The organism is Streptomyces spiramyceticus (assembly GCF_028807635.1).
Lineage (GTDB): Bacteria > Actinomycetota > Actinomycetes > Streptomycetales > Streptomycetaceae > Streptomyces > Streptomyces spiramyceticus.
Genome location: NZ_JARBAX010000001.1, coordinates 4,842,308 through 4,860,485, shown reverse-complemented (window position 1 = coordinate 4,860,485; position 18,178 = coordinate 4,842,308). Strand labels below are relative to the sequence as shown.

Sequence of the window (18,178 nt, the reverse complement as noted above, 5' to 3'; positions counted from 1 at the left end):
CCGGGTGTTTGGATGGCAGCCGTCCGACGTGCTGGAATTCGTCGAACTCCCGAGTAAGTACGGCCCTGAACGAAAAAACGGCACAGCGTAGGTGCCGACGCCGAGAGGTTGTTGGTCGAGTGAGGCGTAGCAACACGAGCTCCGCACAGCAGCAGGCGCGGGGCAACTTCACCCCGCCGCCGCGCACAGTGGCGTCGCCCGCGACCCCGCCCGCTGCCGCCCCCGCGAGCAGCGGCAGCAGCAGCAAATTTGCGCCCCGCAACTGGCGCGTGCCCACAAGGCTGAACGCGATCCTCCTCATACCCGTGGGAGTCGGCCTCGTCATGGGCGGCTTCCAGGTCAAGGGCTCGATCGACACCTGGCAGGAAGCGCAGGACGCCGAGAAGACCGCCGTCCTCGTGCGCGCCGCGTCCGAGTACGGCCAGGCGCTGCTCAACGAGCGTGACCTCACCGCCGTACCGCTTCTCCAGGGCAAGCGGACCAGCCCGGAGGTCACCCAGGCGTACGCCACGACCGACGCCGCCGCGAAGAACTTCCAGGAAGCCACGGAGAACCTCCCGGAGAAGGAGGGCCTCGAGCGCCGTCTCGGCCTCTTCGCGAAGGAGGAGCCCAAGCTCCCAGCGCTGCGCAAGGCCGCGTACAGCGAGGCCCTCGACCCGGTGAAGACCGAAGAGGGTTACGTCCAGATCCAGCACTCGCTGATGGAGCTGTCGAACGAGCTCGGCCTCGGCACCGGCAACATCACCGCCTACGGCCGTACGGTCTACGCCGTCCAGCTCGCCAAGGCCGCCACGTCGCTCCAGCGCTCGATCGGCACGCACCTCCTGGTCCGCCCGAGCGGCAAGCCGGAGAAGCTCGCGCAGCAGACGGTCGCCTTCAACTCGTACAACTACCTGGAGCAGATCGCCCTCGCCGAGTACCAGTCGGGCGGTACGCAGGAGGACACCGACAAGCTCAAGGCCATCATGAAGGGCAAGGCGGAGGACGGCGCCAAGAAGCTCGCCGCCGCCAAGCAGCAGGCCGATCAGGCCGGCGTCCCGTTCGTGGCCCCGCCGAGCAAGGACGGCTCGGTCTTCGCCGGCATGGCCGAGGAGATCGGCCAGGGCAAGCCCTCCACGCTGAAGCAGAAGGGCGTCACACCCCAGTTCTGGATGGCCGCCTCCACCGCGAAGTTCGAGGGCTACACCGAGGTCGAGAACGACCTCGTCGACAAGGCCGTGACCGAGGCCGCCGAGATCTCCTCCGACGCCAAGACCGACGCCATCACCAACGGTCTGATCGTGGTCATCGCGATGCTCACCGCGGTCATCCTGGCCGGTCTCATGGCCCGCCAGATGAGCCGCTCGATGCGCCAGCTGCGCACCGCCGCGTTCGGCATCGCCGAGCAGCGCCTGCCGATGCTGGTCGACCAGCTTTCGCGTACGGAGCCGGGCCGCGTCGACACCCGCGTGGAGCCGATCCCGATCACGACCGTCGACGAGATCGGCGAGGTCGCCCGCGCCTTCGACCAGGTGCACCGTGAGGCCGTGCGGCTCGCCGCCGAGCAGGCCATGCTGCGGGGCAACGTCAACGCGATCTTCACCAACCTTTCGCAGCGCAACCAGTCCCTGATCGAGGGCCAGCTGACCCTGATCACCGATCTGGAGAACAACGAGGCCGACCCGGACCAGCTGGAGAACCTCTTCAAGCTGGACCACCTCGCGACCCGTATGCGCCGCAACGGCGAGAACCTCCTCATCCTCGCGGGCGAGGAGCCCGGCCGTCGCTGGAACCAGCCGGTTCCGCTGGTCGACGTGCTGCGCGCGGCCTCCTCCGAGGTGGAGTCGTACGAGCGCATCGAGCTCAGCGGCGTACCGGAGTCGGAGATTCACGGCCAGGCCGTGACCGACCTCGTGCACCTGCTGGCCGAGCTGCTGGAGAACGCCACCACGTTCTCCTCGCCGCAGACCAAGGTGCGTGTCACCGCGACCCGTCTCCCAGACGGCCGCGTCATGGTCGAGATCCACGACAAGGGCATCGGCCTCACCGCCGAGGACTTCGCGGACATCAACCACAAGCTGGCGAACCCGCCGACCGTGGACGCCGCCGTCTCGCAGCGCATGGGCCTCTTCGTGGTCGGCCGCCTGGCGGACCGGCACCGGATCCGTGTCCAGCTGCGCCCCTCGGGCGAGCAGGCCGGCACCACTTCGCTGGTCATGCTTCCCGACGCCATCACCCACGGTGGCGGCGGCGAGATGCTGCCGCAGGACGACTTCACGGTCTCCTCGATCATTCCCGAGCAGCAGAGTTACGAGCCCGCGCAGCAGTCCTTCGAGAGTGCCCCGATGCGCACCGCGGCCGAGCTCGGCTTCGACGACTCGCGATACGAGGTCCCGGACGACGCCCGTGACCTGGACCCGGTGGGCCGCTCGCTGATGCGCGAGGAGCGGCGTGCGCAGCTGGAGGCGCAGGCTTCCGGCGACCGTCCGCTGTTCCGCGACGAGGCGCCGCAGGCGTCGTACGACAACGGCGCAGACCCCGCTCAGCAGCAGTACGCGCAGCCGGAGCAGCCCGCGTACGACCAGGGCGGGTATGACGACTACCCGGCGTACCAGACGTATCCGGAGGGCGAGTACCAGGAGCCCGCGACTACGCAGGGCCAGTACGAGGAGACGTTCGACGCCCCCTCCCACCAGGGGAACTGGCAGGAGGAGACCTCCTACCAGGGTGCGTACGAAAGCGAGTTCGGATCGGAACCGGAATCTGCACCGGGCGCTCCCGCAAGCGCCCAGGAGCGCGTAGGCTTCGACCGTCCCGGTCCCACCCCGGCCTCCGGCCCCCCGCTGACCGATGCGGGCCTCCCGCGCCGCGGCGGTCAGCAGCACTGGCAGCCCGCCGGTGAGTCCGCCGGACAGGGCGCGGCGCAGCACCCGGTCACCGCACAGCCGCAGCAGCAGGACGCGCAGCAGGGCGGCGACGGGAACGGCAGCGGCGGTACTGACGAGTGGCGTTCGTCGAACGACGAGCGCTGGCAGCGGGCGGAGAAGCTCCGTGAGCCCAAGGCAGGCGGAGTCACCTCCTCCGGTCTTCCCCGGCGGGTTCCCAAGGCCAATCTGGTCGAGGGCACCGCGGAACAGACTCCGCAGGGCGGCCCCCAGGTCTCCCGTGCTCCTGAGGACGTGCGTGGCAGGTTGAGCAACCTGCGGCGCGGTGTCCAGCAGGGACGCAATGCGGGAACGGACACGAACACAGCGGCCACTTACGATCAGCACGGTGGCCACGGCAACACCTACAACCAGGAGCGTTAGTGTGAGCCCGATGAGCCAGGCGGCGCAGAATCTGAACTGGTTGATCACCAACTTCGTGGACAACACCCCCGGGGTGTCCCACACGGTGGTGGTCTCCGCCGACGGACTCCTGCTGGCGATGTCCGAGGGGTTCCCGCGTGACCGCGCCGATCAGCTGGCGGCTGTGGCCTCCGGTCTGACCTCGCTGACCGCAGGGGCTTCCCGGATTTTCGAGGGCGGCGCGGTCAACCAGACCGTCGTGGAGATGGAGCGCGGCTTCCTCTTCCTCATGTCGATCTCGGACGGCTCCTCGCTGGCCGTGCTCGCCCACCCCGAGGCCGACATCGGTCTCGTGGGTTACGAGATGGCACTCCTTGTCGACCGTGCGGGTAGCGTCCTCACCCCGGACCTGCGCGCCGAGCTGCAAGGAAGTCTTCTCAACTAGCAGACAGACAGTGCGCTTTGGCGTCCCCGCGCTTTAATGTTCGGGGACGCGGCGCCACAGTGAACGGCGCCCGGCAGTCGGAGGAGGAAACGTGGCAACACCCCCGGACGGTTCTTCGGCCAACTGGCCTTACGGCCAGGGTCAGAATCAGGGTGATACCTCGCAGAACAGGTTCAACTTCCCCTCCGGGCCGAGCCGCTCTCAGCCGTACGAGCAGCCTCAGCGGCACGCTCAGCAGCCGCCCCGCATCCAGCCGGTGCAGCAGCGCAGGGCTCCCTCTCCCTCGCAGCCGAACCACAACCCGCTGGTGCGCCCGTACGCCATGACGGGCGGCCGCACCAGGCCGCGTTACCAGCTCGCCATCGAGGCACTGGTCAGCACCACGGCGGACCCGTCACGGCTGCAAGGGCAGTTGCCCGAGCACCAGCGGATCTGCCATCTGTGCCGTGAGATCAAGTCCGTTGCCGAGATCTCGGCACTTCTCACCATCCCCCTCGGCGTTGCCCGGATCCTCGTCGCCGACCTGGCGGAGGCCGGACTTGTCGCCATTCACCAGCCCGGCGGCGACGAGTCCGCCGGCGGCCAGCCAGACGTGACACTGCTCGAAAGGGTGCTCAGTGGACTTCGCAAGCTCTAGCAGCGGAGCAGCCCGCTCCACTACCTCCGCGAAGATCGTGGTGGCGGGCGGCTTCGGCGTGGGCAAGACCACGTTCGTCGGAGCCGTCTCGGAGATCAACCCGCTGCGCACCGAGGCCGTCATGACGTCCGCATCGGCGGGCATCGACGACCTCACGCACACCGGAGACAAGACCACCACCACGGTGGCCATGGACTTCGGCCGTATCACCCTGGACCAGGACCTGATCCTGTACCTCTTCGGTACGCCCGGTCAGGACCGCTTCTGGTTCATGTGGGACGACCTCGTACGCGGCGCCATCGGCGCCGTAGTCCTGGTCGACACGAGGAGGCTCGCCGACTGCTTCCCCGCCGTCGACTACTTCGAGAACAGCGGGCTGCCCTTCGTCATCGCCCTCAACGGCTTCGACGGACATCAGCCGTACAACCCGGACGAGGTGCGCGAGGCCCTGCAGATCGGCCCCGACACCCCGATCCTCACGACGGACGCCCGCCACCGCGCGGACGCCAAGAGCGCACTCATCACGCTCGTGGAGCACGCGCTGATGGCACGCCTGCGGTAGGCAGGAGCGTCGTACGTACGAGAAAGGCCCCCCGCACTCCGAGGAGTGCGGGGGGCCTTTCTCGTCAGGCGCTACGCGTTGCCGCTCAGCCCTGCCGGCCGTGCGGCGCCCGACTGTGCCTACCCGGGGGACGACCCCCGGACCTCCAGCAGCACGTGGGCCTCAGCGCTGCCAGCTGTGCGGCGCCCGGAAGCCCGGCGTGCGCTCCAGGCGGCGCCAGCCGGCGGTGGAGCGGCCGCGGTGGGGCGTGTCGCCGCCGGACCGGGAGGCGGCACGGGCCATCAGGACGGCGGTGATGGCCGCCAGCTCCTCGGGCTCGGCGTTGCCCTTCTCGACACGCAGCATGGATTCATTCATCAGGCGCTCCGTCTTCTTCGATTCGTCGCAGGATTACTGCGGGGGGTTGCCGTGCTTGCGCGACGGCAGGTCGGCGTGCTTGTTCCGGAGCATCGCGAGAGAGCTGATCAGCACCTCACGGGTCTCGGCGGGGTCGATCACGTCGTCGACCAGGCCGCGCTCGGCGGCGTAGTACGGGTGCATCAGCTCGGCCTTGTACTCCTTGACCATGCGCGCACGCATCGCCTCGGAGTCCTCGGCTTCGGCGATCTGCCTGCGGAAGATGACGTTGGCGGCGCCTTCGGCGCCCATCACCGCGATCTCGTTGGTGGGCCAGGCGTAGGTGAGGTCGGCACCGATGGACTGGGAATCCATGACGATGTACGCACCTCCGTAGGCCTTGCGCAGGATCAGGGAGATCCGCGGCACGGTGGCGTTGCAGTACGCGTAGAGCAGCTTGGCGCCGTGCCGGATGATCCCACCGTGCTCCTGGTCGACGCCGGGCAGGAAGCCGGGGACGTCCAGAAGAGTGATGATCGGGATATTGAAGGCGTCGCACATCTGCACGAAGCGCGCGGCCTTCTCGGAGGCTTCGATGTCCAGGACACCGGCCAGGGACTGCGGCTGGTTGGCGACTATGCCGACGACCTGTCCGTCGAGCCGGGCCAGGGCGCAGAGGATGTTCGTCGCCCAGCGCTCGTGGATCTCCAGGTAGTCGCCGTCGTCGACGAGCTCCTCGATCACCTTGCGCATGTCGTACGGGCGGTTGCCGTCGGCCGGGACCAGGTCCAGGAGTACGTCGCTGCGGCGGTCCGCCGGGTCCTCGGAGGGGGTCGTCGGCGGGTTCTCGCGGTTGTTGGAGGGGAGCATCGAGATCAGGTAGCGGACCTCGGCGATGCAGGTCTCTTCGTCGTCGTACGCGAAGTGCGCGACGCCCGAGGTCTCGGCGTGCACGTCCGCGCCGCCGAGGCCGTTCTGGGTGATCTCCTCGCCGGTCACGGCGCGGACGACGTCCGGGCCCGTGATGAACATCTGCGAGGTCTCGCGGACCATGAAGACGAAGTCGGTGAGGGCGGGGCTGTACGCCGCGCCGCCCGCGCACGGGCCGAGCATCACGCTGATCTGCGGGATGACACCGGAGGCGCGGGTGTTGCGCTGGAAGATGCCGCCGTAGCCGGCGAGCGCGGAGACGCCCTCCTGGATGCGGGCGCCGGCGCCGTCGTTGAGGGAGACCAGGGGGGCACCGGCCGAGATGGCCATGTCCATGATCTTGTGGATCTTGGTGGCGTGGGCCTCGCCCAGCGCGCCGCCGAAGATGCGGAAGTCGTGTGCGTAGACGAAGACCGTGCGGCCCTCGACAGTGCCCCAGCCGGTGATGACACCGTCGGTGTACGGCTTCTTGGCCTCCAGGCCGAACCCGGTCGCCCGGTGCCGGCGCAGCTGCTCGACCTCCTTGAACGTGCCGGGGTCGAGCAGCAGCTCGATGCGCTCACGGGCGGTCAGCTTGCCCTTGGCGTGCTGAGCCTCGGTCGCACGGTCACTCGGTCCGCGGCGGGCCTGCTCGCGCAGGGCGTGCAGCTCGGCCACGCGGCCGCGGGCGTCTGTGGGCTCGGCCGGCGTCTCGTCCAAAACGGTCATGTGTCGACCCTACGAAGCCGGACAAGAAAAACAGGCCGTCGACTCCAGACAGTCTCCGGCCCGTTCTCCTGTCAGCCTTGGACAGAACCTTCCGGCGGTGCAGCCGAAGTACCAGCTCAGAGCCGTTCGTGATTGTCGGAGTCCAACAAGGGCGCCACAAAAGTCAACTGAGAGCCACCTCACAAAGGTGCGTCGCGCCCGCCGTCCCAGGCGTGACGCGGAGCCTCAGCGTACGGCCGGTGGACAGCACCTCGACGCCGGGGTCCTTCGAGATGACACGGGCGGCGCGGTGCGCCCAGGTGACCTCCAGCGGCTGTCCGCTGCGCGTCGGCTCACTGACGGCGAGGGTGGCGGTGCGCCACTTCTTGCGTACGAGCACGCTCGCCGGAGCCGTCGTGGACACGGGCCCCGCCTTGCCCGGCTGCCAGAAGTTGGCGGCGGTGAAGCCGAGGGAGCGGATCTCGACACCCTGGACGGCGCGGGTGTTGGCGAGCACCTTCAGCCAGTGGCCGTCGGCCGCGCGGGCGGCGACGGTGCGGCGTGATGCGCCGGGCATCAGGAGGTAGAGGTAGTCGGCGTCCACGGGGTCGGTGCCGTGGTCGAACCAGAGGGTCTGGTAGCGGCGGGTCCGGCGCTCGGTGGTGCTGGTGGTGTTGATGTCGCTCCAGGAACCGGTGCGGTCCTCGCGCAGGGTGTGCAGCCCGGCCGTGCCGACCGCGTCCGGGAGGACCCAGCCGCCGTGGCCTTCGAGGTGCGCCCAGTGCGGGCCGGTGGTGAGGGCGTTCGTACCGGACTCGCCGAGGTTCCGGTTGTCGACGATCGTCTCGGCGGGGACACCGTCGGTGGAGGTGATGCCGGCACCGAGGCAGACGACCGTATCGGCGACGCAGAACCACGACTTGCGGGCTTCGAGGGTGGAGCCGAGGCCCTTGAGATGCTGCCCGACGGCGGCGAACTCGCCGTCGGTGGCCCCGCCGACCCACTTGGTGGCGGGCTTCGGGACACCCCACTCACCGCCCGCCTTGTCGGCAAGTCGCTTGGTGGACACGGTGGTTCCGGGCAGCCGGTAGAAGTCGACGGTGGGCCAGAACCAGTCGGTGTACTGATCATTGGCCCGCTCCCCCGGCCACCAGTAGAGCATTCCGGCGCCGGTGTGCCAGCCGCGCGGATTCTCGCCGTTGCCGCACTCGTAGTACGAGATCCGCTCCGAGGCCATGGAGAGGCCAGCGGCCCAGCCTGAGCGCCGGTGCACGGCACGGTCCATGGACGCGAAGAGCTTGTGCGCGACGGGCTCCGGGGCGGCGGCGACGGGCGACGCGGCGACGGCGTGCAGCCGGGAGAGGTCGGCGACGTTGAACTGAGGTGCGGCGAGCAGTGGCGTCGTACGGTCGCGCTCGATCCAGCCCTTGACCATCGCGGTCCAGCGCTCGCGCTCGGCCTCCGATGCCCCGCCGGCGAGCAGTGGGATGGCGGCGATCAGTCCCTGGCCGTGGAAATGGTCGCTGCGCATGACGTGACGGTCGTCGCTCTTGAGGTAACCGCGGCTGATGGCACGGCCGTTGACGCTGTCCATCATGAGCCCGTTGTAGATGAGGGGCGCGTAGGCGTTCTCGACGGAGTCGAGGATGATCTGCCGGTTGGGGTCGGTGACGTCCCAGGTGGAGCCCGCGAGGAGGGTGAAGAGCCGCCCGAGCCCGTCGAGCATGACCTGGCCGTACGTACCGGAGTACGCGACCCAGGTGTGCTGGACGAAGGATCCGTCGGCGTAGAGGCCGTCGCCCTTGGTCACGTACGGGAACACGGGCGACAGCGCGTCGCGGGCGAGGGCGATCTTCGCCGGGCTTCGGCCGAGTATGCCGCGCAGGGCGACGGAGCGGCAGAGGTCGACGCGGTTGGCGCCGGTGCTCGTGCCGGAGTAGTTGGTGAGCATCGTGTCCGGGACGAAGTGGTCGACGGCGGCGCAGGCGGCCTGGCGCTGGGCGTCGGTGAGCTTGTCGTAGAGCCCGGCGACGATGTCCATGAGGAGACGGGGGCTGCCGATCTGCCACTCCCACCAGTTGCCGTAGCGGGTGGTGGAGGGGTTGTAGATGCGGGCGGAGAGGTGGTCGAGGCCCCGGACGATGTCGGCGAGGAGGGAGGCGTCGGCGGTGAGCCCGGTGCCGGGCTGGAGGTAGGCCTGCGTCATGGTCCAGAGGCGGCCGTAGCTGTAGGTGATGCCGGAGGGCGGGTCGAAGGTGCGGCCCGGCCAGAGGGAGTTGTCGGCCGGCGCCATGGATGCGCGAAACCCTGCGGCGAACCGCCCGATCTCGGCGAGGCGGGAGGCGTAGGGCTCGACGACGGGGTCGAACCCGGCCCCGAGCGAGAGCTGCACCCAACGGAGGCGCAGCTCGTCGTACTCGTCACCACCGAAGGAAGCGGGCGCGGCGGCGGCGACCCCGGTGAATGCGCCACCGGAGAATGCGGCACCGAGCGCGGTGGCCGATGCGGTGGCGAGGAAAACACGGCGGGACCAGGCGGCGGCGTCGGCAGGCAGGAGCGGCACGGGGAGTCCTCCCGGGGGAAGTGGTGTAGACCGGTTGGGACAGCGGTTGCGGGATGGTCTAGCACGAGCTTCCGGGAGCATTCAATGCTCACGACAGGGTGAATGGAAAGCGCTTGCCCCGGTGCGGCGGGGTGCGGCAGAACTCGCCGCGTCAGGCAGAGGCGCTTTCCTGTGTCCCGGTCAACCGAGCGGCACCCTGGCAAAGGGCTCCCACTCGTACATCCGGTTGTCGCGGTGAATCACGATCAACTCCGCATGAGTGATCCGCGCCTCCGACGGGGCGACGTCGAGCGCGTCGATCGCTGCTCCGACGTACGAAAGCCGCCCCGCGACGGGCGAGGCACGCCCACCGCAGCCCGAACCCGCCGACGGCAGCCGCACACCCCACAGGGGCGCACGCCTTCCCGGCCCCGTCCAACGGGCGGCAGGGTGGGCAAGGCGCCCACCAGGCGGGCACACCACCCACCGGTCCGCACCCGCCAGCAACGTCCGAGCATCCACAGGGGGACTCACCCTCCGGCCCCCCCAACGAGCGGCGGGGTGGGCAAAAGGGCGGGCGCCGCAGGGGGCACACCACCCGCAAGCCCGCAGCCGCCAACGGCGCCCCAGCCCCCACAGGGGCGCTCACCTTCCGACCCCCTCCAAGGGGCGGCCGGGGTGGGCAAACGCAGCCACCGCAGGCGGGCATGGCGTCCGCCGTACCCGCACCCGCGTTTCCGGGCCGGCAGCCGGCCGGACGTGTCGGGAGCGGCACACGACGGCAACCCCCGGCGCTTCACGCTGACCGTCGGTTCCTGACCCGCGACCGGTACCGCTCGTAACTACTGCGCAGTGGTGTAGGCGGTCCAGATCCGGGGCGGGAAGACGTTGCCGCGCTCGGACCCGGGTCCGCCGACACCCTGCATCGGCAGCAGCTGAGGCGTGTCGGGCTTCGTACGGAACATGGGTGACGGCGGTCGTCAGCCCGTCGGCGTGGCCGATGAACCAGGCCGACTTCATCCGGTCGCCCTTGCCGGTGCTGCCCGCAGAGAGGTCGTCCAGCGAACGGGCCTCGGCCTTGCCCGCCGCAGGGTCCATGGCCAGCCAGCCGACCGTGCGCAGCGTGTCATTGACGTCGCGCGCGACGTCGGCGTCCATGACGCGCTGCACCTGGGGCTTGTCGAAACCGGCTAGCGCCTCGCCGTTGCGCAGCACCTTGGTCACCGAGTAGGGCTCGGCGCGGGTCCCGTCATTGCTGAAGGTCGTGTACGCGTCCGCCAGCCTGACCGCGCTGGGAGTGGACGTACCGAGGGGGAAGGTCTGCTCCAGAGGCGCCATGCTCTCCTCGCGGAGGCCCGACGCGACCGCCAGGTCCTTGACCTTCGTCAGGCCGACGTCCCTGCCGAGCTGGACGAAGGCGGCGTTGCCGGACTCGATCAGGGACTCGCGCAGGGTCGTGGGCATGATCCACCGGTGGTCGGGCGATTGGTCGGGCGATGTTCCCGGCGGGGCGGGGACGACCGACATCGGGCCGCCCGCGACGAGCCGGCCCAGGCTGTCGTACGAGCTGTCCAGGGTGATCTCCTCGCCGGCGGCAGTGCCGTGCTGGAGGGCCGCGGCCAGCACGAAGGGCTTGAAGGCGGAACCTGCCGGGACTCCCGCCGTATCGGCGTTGTTGGCGAAGTGGCGGATCGCGTCGGCTCCGCCGTACACCGCGATCACGGCCCCGTCCTCGGGCCGTACGGACGCGGCGCCGACCTGGACGTGCCGGTCCTGCGGCCGCTTGTCGGGGTCGAGGTCGCGCTCGCGCACCTGCCGCACCGCCTGCTCCAGACGGCGCACCTTGTCCTTCTCGAAGGTGGTGTGGATGCGGTAGTCGCCGCGGGCGAGGTCCTTGTCGGTGAGGCCGGAGCGCTTCTTGATGTATTTGTTGGCGATGTCTACGAGATAGCCGGTCTGTCCGCCGAGGCTGGTCGGCTTGGACACCTTCCGGGGCTCGGGGAACGTGCGGTATCCGTCGCGTACTTCCTTCGTCATCGCGCCGGTCTTCACCTGCCGGTCGAGAATCCACTTCCAGCGCGCGACGGCCCGTTCGTGATTGCCGTTTCCGCCCGCCGGATCGTATTCCTCGGCGCCCTTGAGCAGGGAGGCGAGCATGGCCGCCTGGCCGGCGTCGAGCTCCTTGGCGGGAATCCCGTAGTACGCCTGGGCCGCGGCCTGGATTCCGTACGCACCGCGCCCGAACCAGCTGGTGTTGAGATAGCCCTGCAGGATTTCCGGCTTGGTCTTGCTGTTGCTCAGCTTCAGCGAGATGAAGAATTCCTTGAACTTCCGCTCGGCGGTCTGCTCCTGGCTGAGGTACGTGTTTTTCACGTACTGCTGGGTGATGGTGGAGCCACCCTGGGTCTGTCCGCCGCCGAGCACACTGGCGGCCGCGCGGGCGATGCCGGTCGCCGAGACGCCGGAGTCCGTGTAGAAGCTGTCGTTCTCGGCCGCGATGACGGCGCGCTCCACGGAGTCGGGTATCTCGGCGAGCGTGATGTTCTGCCGGTTGACGGCGCCCGTGCTCACCATCTGGCTGCCGTCGGCCCAGTAGTAGACGGTGGCCTGCTTCCTCGCTTCGTCGTTCTCGTCGGGGATGTCCACGCTGAGGTAGACGACGGTGAACAGGGCCGCCAGTACGCCGAAACCGCCCAGGACCGTACCCACCACCTGCCGCCAGGACGGCACCCAGCGACGCCAGCCGTTTCTCCCCCGCCTGGGGTAGTCGATGCGGCGCTTGCGGGCGGGGGTGCGGGTGGGGGGTCGGCTCATGCTCCGGCAGCTCCTCGTTCACAAGTCCGCATCGGAGCGATGCGGGCTTGTGAGGAGAGATGAGCCGAAGCGCGATCAGGTTGTCTCGGGCGTCGGAGCGGGCGCCGAGGACACACCGAACCAAGAGGTTGAAATTTGAACGAGATGGGTCTACAGTCAATCTCGTTGAAGGTTAAACAACTGGCCTGCATCAGGACCACACCACTCCGAGGAGGAGCCATGGCTCTGTTCAAGAACACCACCGCCCCGGCCGCGACCGCGACCCTCGAGGTGGACCCGGCCCTGGCCGCCCTGACCGGCGACTACACCATCGACCCGGCGCACAGCAGCATCGGCTTCACGGTCCGCCACGCCATGGTCACCAATGTCCGCGGCACCTTCGCCGACCACGAGGGCACGCTGAGCCTCGACGGCTCCGACCCCTCCCGCTCGGCCGCCGCGATCGACGTCAAGATCGCCAGCATCGACACCGGGATGAGCGACCGCGACGGCCACCTGCGCAGCGCCGACTTCTTCGACGCCGAGCAGTTCCCGCTGATGACGTTCCGCTCGACGACCGCGGAGCAGCTCGGCGGCGACGCGTACCGGATCACCGGCGACCTGACGATCAAGGACGTCACACGCCCGCTCTCCATCGACCTGGACTTCAACGGCTCCGCCACCGACGTGTACGGCAATGAGCGCGTCGGCTTCGAGGGCACCGCCGAGATCCTGCGCTCCGACTGGGGCCTGACCTGGAACGCGGCGCTGGAGACCGGCGGCGTGATGGTCAGCGACAAGGTCAGGCTGAACTTCGACATCTCCGCCATCAAGGCAGCAGGCCCGCAGGCGTGATCATCAAGGCAGTCCCGCAGGCCTGACCCGGACGCGGCGGTCTAGAAGCCGCCGCCTCCGTCGAAGCCGCCGCCGAAGTCTCCGCCGCCGCCCCAGCCTCCACCGCCGAAGTCGGAGGAGTTGAAGTCCGAGCCCGAGTAATCGCCGCCGGAGTACTCGCCGCCGCTGAATTCGCCGCCGCCGTAGTCAGCGGCGTACGCCGGGGTGGAGAGCATGGTGCCGAGCATCGTGCCAACCAGCAGGCCGGGCAGCATGCCGCCGCCGAAATAGCCGCCCGCCCAGGGGCCGTACGCCGGTCCCGCCTCCCAGTACGGGCGGCGGCCGTCGTTCGTTTCGACCGTGCGGGCCACCGGGTCCAGGCCGTCCTTCAGCCGGGCCGCGTCGGCGGCGCACACCGGGACGTCGCGTTCCGCGCCGCCCGCCGGCGACCAGGGCATGTCGGCGACCGAGAGTCCGTGGCGCGGGTCGAAGAAGCAGGGCGTGCGGCGCTCGGGCACCGGTCGGCCCGTACGGCGCGCGTCGAGGGCCGCGAGGGAGTAACGGCCGTCTTCAAGCGCCTGGGTGACGGCGCGGACGTCGTTGGGATGTTCGGCCGACCCCATCAGCGACTTCGCCTTGTCGTACGAGTCGAGTCCCTGCTCGTAATCGCGGCGCATCGCATCGTCCGCGCCCTTCTCCGAGGGGTGGAAGTCCAGGCGCTCCAGCTCCTCGCCGAACGCCGTGATGTCCTCGTCCACGACCACGCGGAGCTTGTCGAGCGCGGCACGCTCTTCCTCCGCCTTCAGCCGGCGCTTGCGGCGGACGATGGCGTACGCCCCGGCGCCGCCCGCGGCCGCGACCGCGCCGACCGTGATCAGGGCTCCGGGATCCACTCCCTCGTCACCGGCGCCCGTCCCCCAGGAGGCAGGGGCGTCGCCACGGATCTGGGGCAGTGCCTGGTCGACGAAGTTGTTCAGCTGGGTGTCTGCGTCGGTGCCGGCGGGCGTCTTGACCGCGGTGACCAGGTTTTCGACTGCCTGGTTGGACATGACGCTGCCGTCCGCGCCCGCGTTGAAGCCGTCGCCGAGGCGGATGGCGTAGAGACCGGTGACACCGGTCAGCGCGCGGACGTTCTGCAGGACCGTGTCTTCGGGGAACTCCGCGCCCGTGGGCAGGACCGCCACGAAGAGCGGCTTGTCCGCGTCCTTGATCTTCTCCGCCAGGGCGTTCTCGTCCGCCTCGGACAGCTGCCCCCTGGCGCGCGGATCGACGTAGACCGGGCCGTCCTTGAGCGCTTCGGCCACGGTTTCGGGGCCGGTGGCCGCCACGGCTCCCGGCGCCGCCGCGAAGGCGGTCGCCGAGAACGCGAGCAGCAGACCGGACAGTGCGGTGAGCAGCCTGGTCTTCATACCCTCGACGCTACCCGAATGGGTGCAATTTCGGACAGGTCGGAGCGGGGATTCAGACCGGACTCAAGGGGCCGGGACCGGTTACTCCGCGGGCTCGACCCCGGCGCGCAGCAGCCCGTACGTGTACGCGTCCTCCAGGGCCTGCCAGGAGGCGGCGATGACGTTGTCGGCGACGCCGACCGTGGCCCATTCGGCGGTGCCGTCGCCCGTCGTGATCAGCACGCGGGTGGTCGACTCGGTGCCGTGGCGGCCCTCCAGGATGCGGACCTTGTAGTCGATCAGCTCCAGCTTGGCGAGCTGCGGGTAGATCTTCTCCAGGCCGACGCGCATGGCCCGGTCCAGGGCGTTGACCGGGCCGTTGCCCTCCGCAGTGGCGACGATGCGCTCGCCCTTGGCCCACAGCTTCACGGTGGCCTCGTTGGCGTGGGTGCCGTCGGGGCGGTCCTCGACGATCGCGCGCCAGGATTCCGTACGGAAGTAGGTACGGGCGCGGCCCTCGGCCTCCTCGCGCAGGAGGAGCTCGAAGGAGGCGTCGGCCGCTTCGTACGTGTAGCCCTTGAGCTCGCGTTCCTTGACGCGGTCGACGACGCGGCCGATCAGCTCGCGGTCGCCGCCCAGGTCGACGCCGAGCTCCTTGCCCTTGAGCTCGATGGAGGCGCGGCCCGCCATGTCGGAGACCAGCATCCGGATGCGGTTGCCGACCAGGCCCGGGTCGATGTGCTGGTAGAGGTCGGGGTCGACCTTGATCGCGGAGGCGTGCAGGCCCGCCTTGTGCGCGAAGGCGGAGACGCCGACGTACGGCTGGTGGGTGGAGGGCGCCAGGTTGACGACCTCGGCGATGGCGTGCGAGATGCGGGTCATCTCGGCGAGCGCACCCGGGGGAAGCACCTGCTTGCCGTACTTGAGTTCAAGGGCGGCGACGACGGGGAAGAGGTTGGCGTTGCCGACACGCTCGCCGTAGCCGTTGGCCGTGCACTGGACGTGGGTGGCGCCCGCGTCGACGGCGGCAAGGGTGTTGGCGACGGCGCAGCCGGTGTCGTCCTGGGCGTGGATGCCGAGGCGGGCGCCGGTGTCGGCGAGGACGGTGGCGACGACGGCCTGGATCTGGGCGGGGAGCATGCCGCCATTGGTGTCGCAGAGGATGACGACGCCGGCGCCGGCCTCCGAGGCGGCTCGTACAACCGACTTGGCGTACTCGGGGTTGGCGCGGTAGCCGTCGAAGAAGTGCTCGCAGTCGACGAAGACGCGGCGGCCCTGGGCGCACAGGTAGGAGACCGTGTCGCGCACCATCGCGATGTTCTCGTCCAGGGTGGTGCGCAGGGCGAGTTCGACGTGGCGGTCGTGGGACTTGGCGACCAGGGTGATGACCGGTGCGCCGGATGCGAGCAGGGCCCCGACCTGCGGGTCGTCCTCGGCCTTGGCGCCCGGGCGGCGGGTGGCGCCGAAGGCGACGAGCTGGGCGTGCTGGAAGGTGATCTCTCTCTGCGCGCGGGCGAAGAACTCGGTGTCGCGCGGGTTGGCGCCCGGCCAGCCGCCCTCGATGAAGCCCACGCCGAAGTCGTCCAGGTGCCGGGCGATGGTCAACTTGTCGGCGACCGTCAGATTGATGCCTTCGCGCTGCGCACCGTCGCGCAGCGTGGTGTCGAAGACGTGAAAACTGTCGTCGGGGCCTGAAGTGGTCATGGCTGTCTGGACTCCTGTCGAGTGGAAGGGCTGGCTCCACTTGCCCCCATCATCGCGCGCACCTCGCCCGGCGATGGTGAGGCCGGGAAACGAAAAAACCCCTCGCGGGTGCGAGAGGTCTGCGCGCGGGTCTGGGGCACGGTGGCCGCGACCGTACGTGGTGGTACGGAGGCAGTCACTGGGGACCGGCGCGCCTGCTGCCCATAATCATGGCGAACGAGAACACGAGGGCAGTCTGCCACGCCTGCCCCTCCGTGGTACTCCTGTCTCACCATGCGGGCGAGCCCTCTCACGAGCCACCGCACGAGCCACCACCCGAGCCGCCGCACGAGCTCCCGTCAGGAGCCCCGCAGTCAGGGCAGCGTTTCGTCGAGGAACTCGCCGATGTGAGCGAGGACCTGGGACCGCTCCGACCCCGGCAGCGCCATCGCCACATGCGTGCTGAAGCCGTCGAGCAGGGCCCGTATCCGCGTCGCGAACCGGTCGGCGTCGACCGCGCGCAGCTCGCCGCGCGACGCGCCCTCGACGAGCAGGGCCACCAGGTCGCGGTGCCAGGAGAGCTCGATGTCGAGGAGGCGGGCGCGGGTGTCCTCGTCGACGGCGTGCGAGCGGTTCCAGAGTTCGAGCCACAGCGCCCAGTGCGGGTCGCGGGGCCCCGCCGGGACGTACAGGTCGACGTACGCGTCGAGGCGCTCGCGCACCGGGACCTGGCGGGCCAGCGCGGCCCTGCGCTCCACGCCGAGCTGCTCCTCGCTCCATTCCAGCGTCTGGAGAAGCAGCTCCTCCTTGCTGTGGAAGTAGTACAGGAGGTGCCCGCTGCTCATGCCGACCTCACGGCCGAGCCCGGCCATGGTCAGCCGCTCCAGCCCGCGCTCGGCGATGCTCGCCATGGCGGCGGCGAGCACGGTCTCGCGGGGCGGGGCGGCGTTGCGCCGACGGGACGGCGGTTTGGCGGCGGGCCCGGTCATGAGGCATTCACATTAAGCACCCGTATGTTCTACCTGATTGTTCTACCTGATCAGCTGCGTACGGCGGGCTGCTGCTGCGTTATGCAGTGGATACCGCCCCCGCCTGCGAAGATCTCGCGGGCGTCGACCAGCGTGACCGTACGGTCCGGGAAGAGGCCGCGGAAGATCTCGGCGGCTTCCTCGTCGCGCGGGTCGTCGAAGGCACACAGCACGACGCCGCCGTTGCAGAGGTAGTGGTTGATGTACGAGTAGTCGACCCAGTCCCCGTCCACCTGCACCTTCGTCGGCGCCGGCACCTCGATGACCTTGAGCGGGCGCCCCTTGGCGTCCGTCTGGGAGCGGAGCAGCGCGACGATCTCCTTGCACGGCTCGTGGTCGGGGTGGGACGGGTCGGGCTGGGTGTGGGCGAGGACCACACCGGGCGCGGCGAACGCGGCGACGATGTCGACGTGGCCGAGGGTGCCGAAGCCGTGCGGCGGGTAGTCGCTGGTCAGGCCGCGCGGCAGCCAGATGGCCTTGGTCGTGCCGAGCTTGGCGTGGATCTCCGCCTCGACCTGCTCGCGCGTCCACTCGGGGTTGCGCTCGGGGCCGAGCTGGACGGTCTCGGTGAGCAGGACCGTGCCTTCGCCGTCGACGTGGATGCCGCCGCCCTCATTGACGAGGGTCGAGCTGAGCGTCGGTACGCCCACCAGATCGGCGACCATGCCCGCGATCTTCGCGTCGTGCTCCCAGGTCGCCCAGTCCTGCGCGCCCCAGCCGTTGAACACCCAGTCCACAGCGGCCAGCTGACCGTTCTCGTCGGTGACGAAGGTCGGGCCGATGTCGCGCATCCAGGCGTCGTCCAGCTCACGCTCGACGAGCTCGATGTCCGGGCCGAGCAGCTCGCGGGCCCCGGCCGACTGGCCGGGCCCGCAGACCACGGTGACCGGCTCGTAGCGGCGTACGGCGCGAGCGACGCCCGCCCACGCCTCGCGGGAGGCGGCGAGCTCCTCCTCGTTCGAGAACGTGACGTTGGGGCCGGGCCACGCCATCCAGGTGCGCTCGTGCGGGGCCCACTCGGCGGGCATACGGAAAGCCATGGGGGGT

At 69.7% G+C, this 18,178-nt stretch carries 13 protein-coding genes and 1 pseudogene; 5 read left to right on the top strand and 9 right to left on the bottom strand.

The genetic code is table 11. The annotated features are described in order from the left end of the window. The first annotated feature begins 119 nt into the window (after positions 1 to 119). The 4 genes from PXH83_RS22355 to PXH83_RS22340 all read left to right on the top strand — a co-directional run bounded on the left by PXH83_RS22355 (position 120) and on the right by PXH83_RS22340 (position 4,910). Positions 120 to 3,287 carry a sensor histidine kinase gene (locus tag PXH83_RS22355; RefSeq protein WP_274562311.1) on the top strand — a complete coding sequence of 1,056 codons (3,168 nt, stop codon included), beginning with the start codon at positions 120 to 122 and terminating at the stop codon, positions 3,285 to 3,287. Positions 3,288 to 3,297: 10 nt separating this feature from the next. Then, positions 3,298 to 3,711, top strand: a complete 414-nt coding sequence (locus tag PXH83_RS22350) for a roadblock/LC7 domain-containing protein (protein ID WP_037649449.1) — start codon at positions 3,298 to 3,300, stop codon at positions 3,709 to 3,711. 91 nt (positions 3,712 to 3,802) lie between these two features. Next, on the top strand, positions 3,803 to 4,348 hold the full coding sequence (locus PXH83_RS22345) for a DUF742 domain-containing protein (protein WP_274562310.1): 546 nt from the start codon (positions 3,803 to 3,805) through the stop codon (positions 4,346 to 4,348). Then, the gene (locus PXH83_RS22340) at positions 4,329 to 4,910 is read left to right on the top strand and encodes a GTP-binding protein (protein WP_028813754.1); all 582 of its coding nucleotides are present in this window, start codon (positions 4,329 to 4,331) and stop codon (positions 4,908 to 4,910) included. Before PXH83_RS22345 ends, PXH83_RS22340 begins: the two co-directional genes overlap by 20 nt. 162 nt (positions 4,911 to 5,072) lie before the next feature. Here the strand turns inward: PXH83_RS22340 and PXH83_RS22335 are convergent, their stop codons facing one another. The 5 genes and pseudogenes from PXH83_RS22335 to PXH83_RS22315 form a co-directional block, all read right to left on the bottom strand. Next, positions 5,073 to 5,267, bottom strand: coding sequence for an acyl-CoA carboxylase subunit epsilon (locus tag PXH83_RS22335; protein WP_274562309.1), 195 nt, complete (start codon positions 5,265 to 5,267; stop codon positions 5,073 to 5,075). Between the two features lie 33 nt (positions 5,268 to 5,300). Further along, positions 5,301 to 6,884 (bottom strand): acyl-CoA carboxylase subunit beta, encoded by a 1,584-nt coding sequence (locus tag PXH83_RS22330; RefSeq protein WP_214927629.1) that lies wholly within the window; start codon positions 6,882 to 6,884, stop codon positions 5,301 to 5,303. Between the two features lie 163 nt (positions 6,885 to 7,047). Further along, positions 7,048 to 9,426: a polysaccharide lyase 8 family protein gene (locus PXH83_RS22325; protein WP_274562308.1), complete on the bottom strand. Its 2,379-nt coding sequence runs from the start codon at positions 9,424 to 9,426 to the stop codon at positions 7,048 to 7,050. 180 nt (positions 9,427 to 9,606) lie between these two features. Then, positions 9,607 to 9,705: pseudogene (locus PXH83_RS22320) on the bottom strand (2'-5' RNA ligase family protein); the annotation flags it as partial. A 345-nt stretch (positions 9,706 to 10,050) separates the two neighbouring features. Next, positions 10,051 to 12,219, bottom strand: a complete 2,169-nt coding sequence (locus tag PXH83_RS22315; RefSeq protein WP_274562307.1) for a transglycosylase domain-containing protein — start codon at positions 12,217 to 12,219, stop codon at positions 10,051 to 10,053. A gap of 219 nt (positions 12,220 to 12,438) precedes the next feature. On the opposite strand from PXH83_RS22315, the gene PXH83_RS22310 reads away from it, so the two are divergent. After that, positions 12,439 to 13,053, top strand: a complete 615-nt coding sequence (locus PXH83_RS22310) for a YceI family protein (RefSeq protein ID WP_274562306.1) — start codon at positions 12,439 to 12,441, stop codon at positions 13,051 to 13,053. A gap of 41 nt (positions 13,054 to 13,094) precedes the next feature. Here the strand turns inward: PXH83_RS22310 and PXH83_RS22305 are convergent, their stop codons facing one another. The 4 genes from PXH83_RS22305 to PXH83_RS22290 form a co-directional block, all read right to left on the bottom strand. Continuing rightward, positions 13,095 to 14,441, bottom strand: coding sequence for a hypothetical protein (locus PXH83_RS22305; RefSeq protein ID WP_274562305.1), 1,347 nt, complete (start codon positions 14,439 to 14,441; stop codon positions 13,095 to 13,097). A gap of 81 nt (positions 14,442 to 14,522) precedes the next feature. Continuing rightward, positions 14,523 to 16,124 carry a citramalate synthase gene (gene cimA / locus PXH83_RS22300; protein ID WP_274562304.1) on the bottom strand — a complete coding sequence of 534 codons (1,602 nt, stop codon included), beginning with the start codon at positions 16,122 to 16,124 and terminating at the stop codon, positions 14,523 to 14,525. 353 nt (positions 16,125 to 16,477) lie between these two features. Continuing rightward, entirely contained in the window at positions 16,478 to 17,092 is a 615-nt protein-coding gene (locus tag PXH83_RS22295; RefSeq protein WP_274562303.1) for a TetR/AcrR family transcriptional regulator, read from the bottom strand. A gap of 50 nt (positions 17,093 to 17,142) precedes the next feature. After that, positions 17,143 to 18,171: an agmatine deiminase family protein gene (locus PXH83_RS22290; protein WP_274562302.1), complete on the bottom strand. Its 1,029-nt coding sequence runs from the start codon at positions 18,169 to 18,171 to the stop codon at positions 17,143 to 17,145. Positions 18,172 to 18,178: the final 7 nt, after the last annotated feature.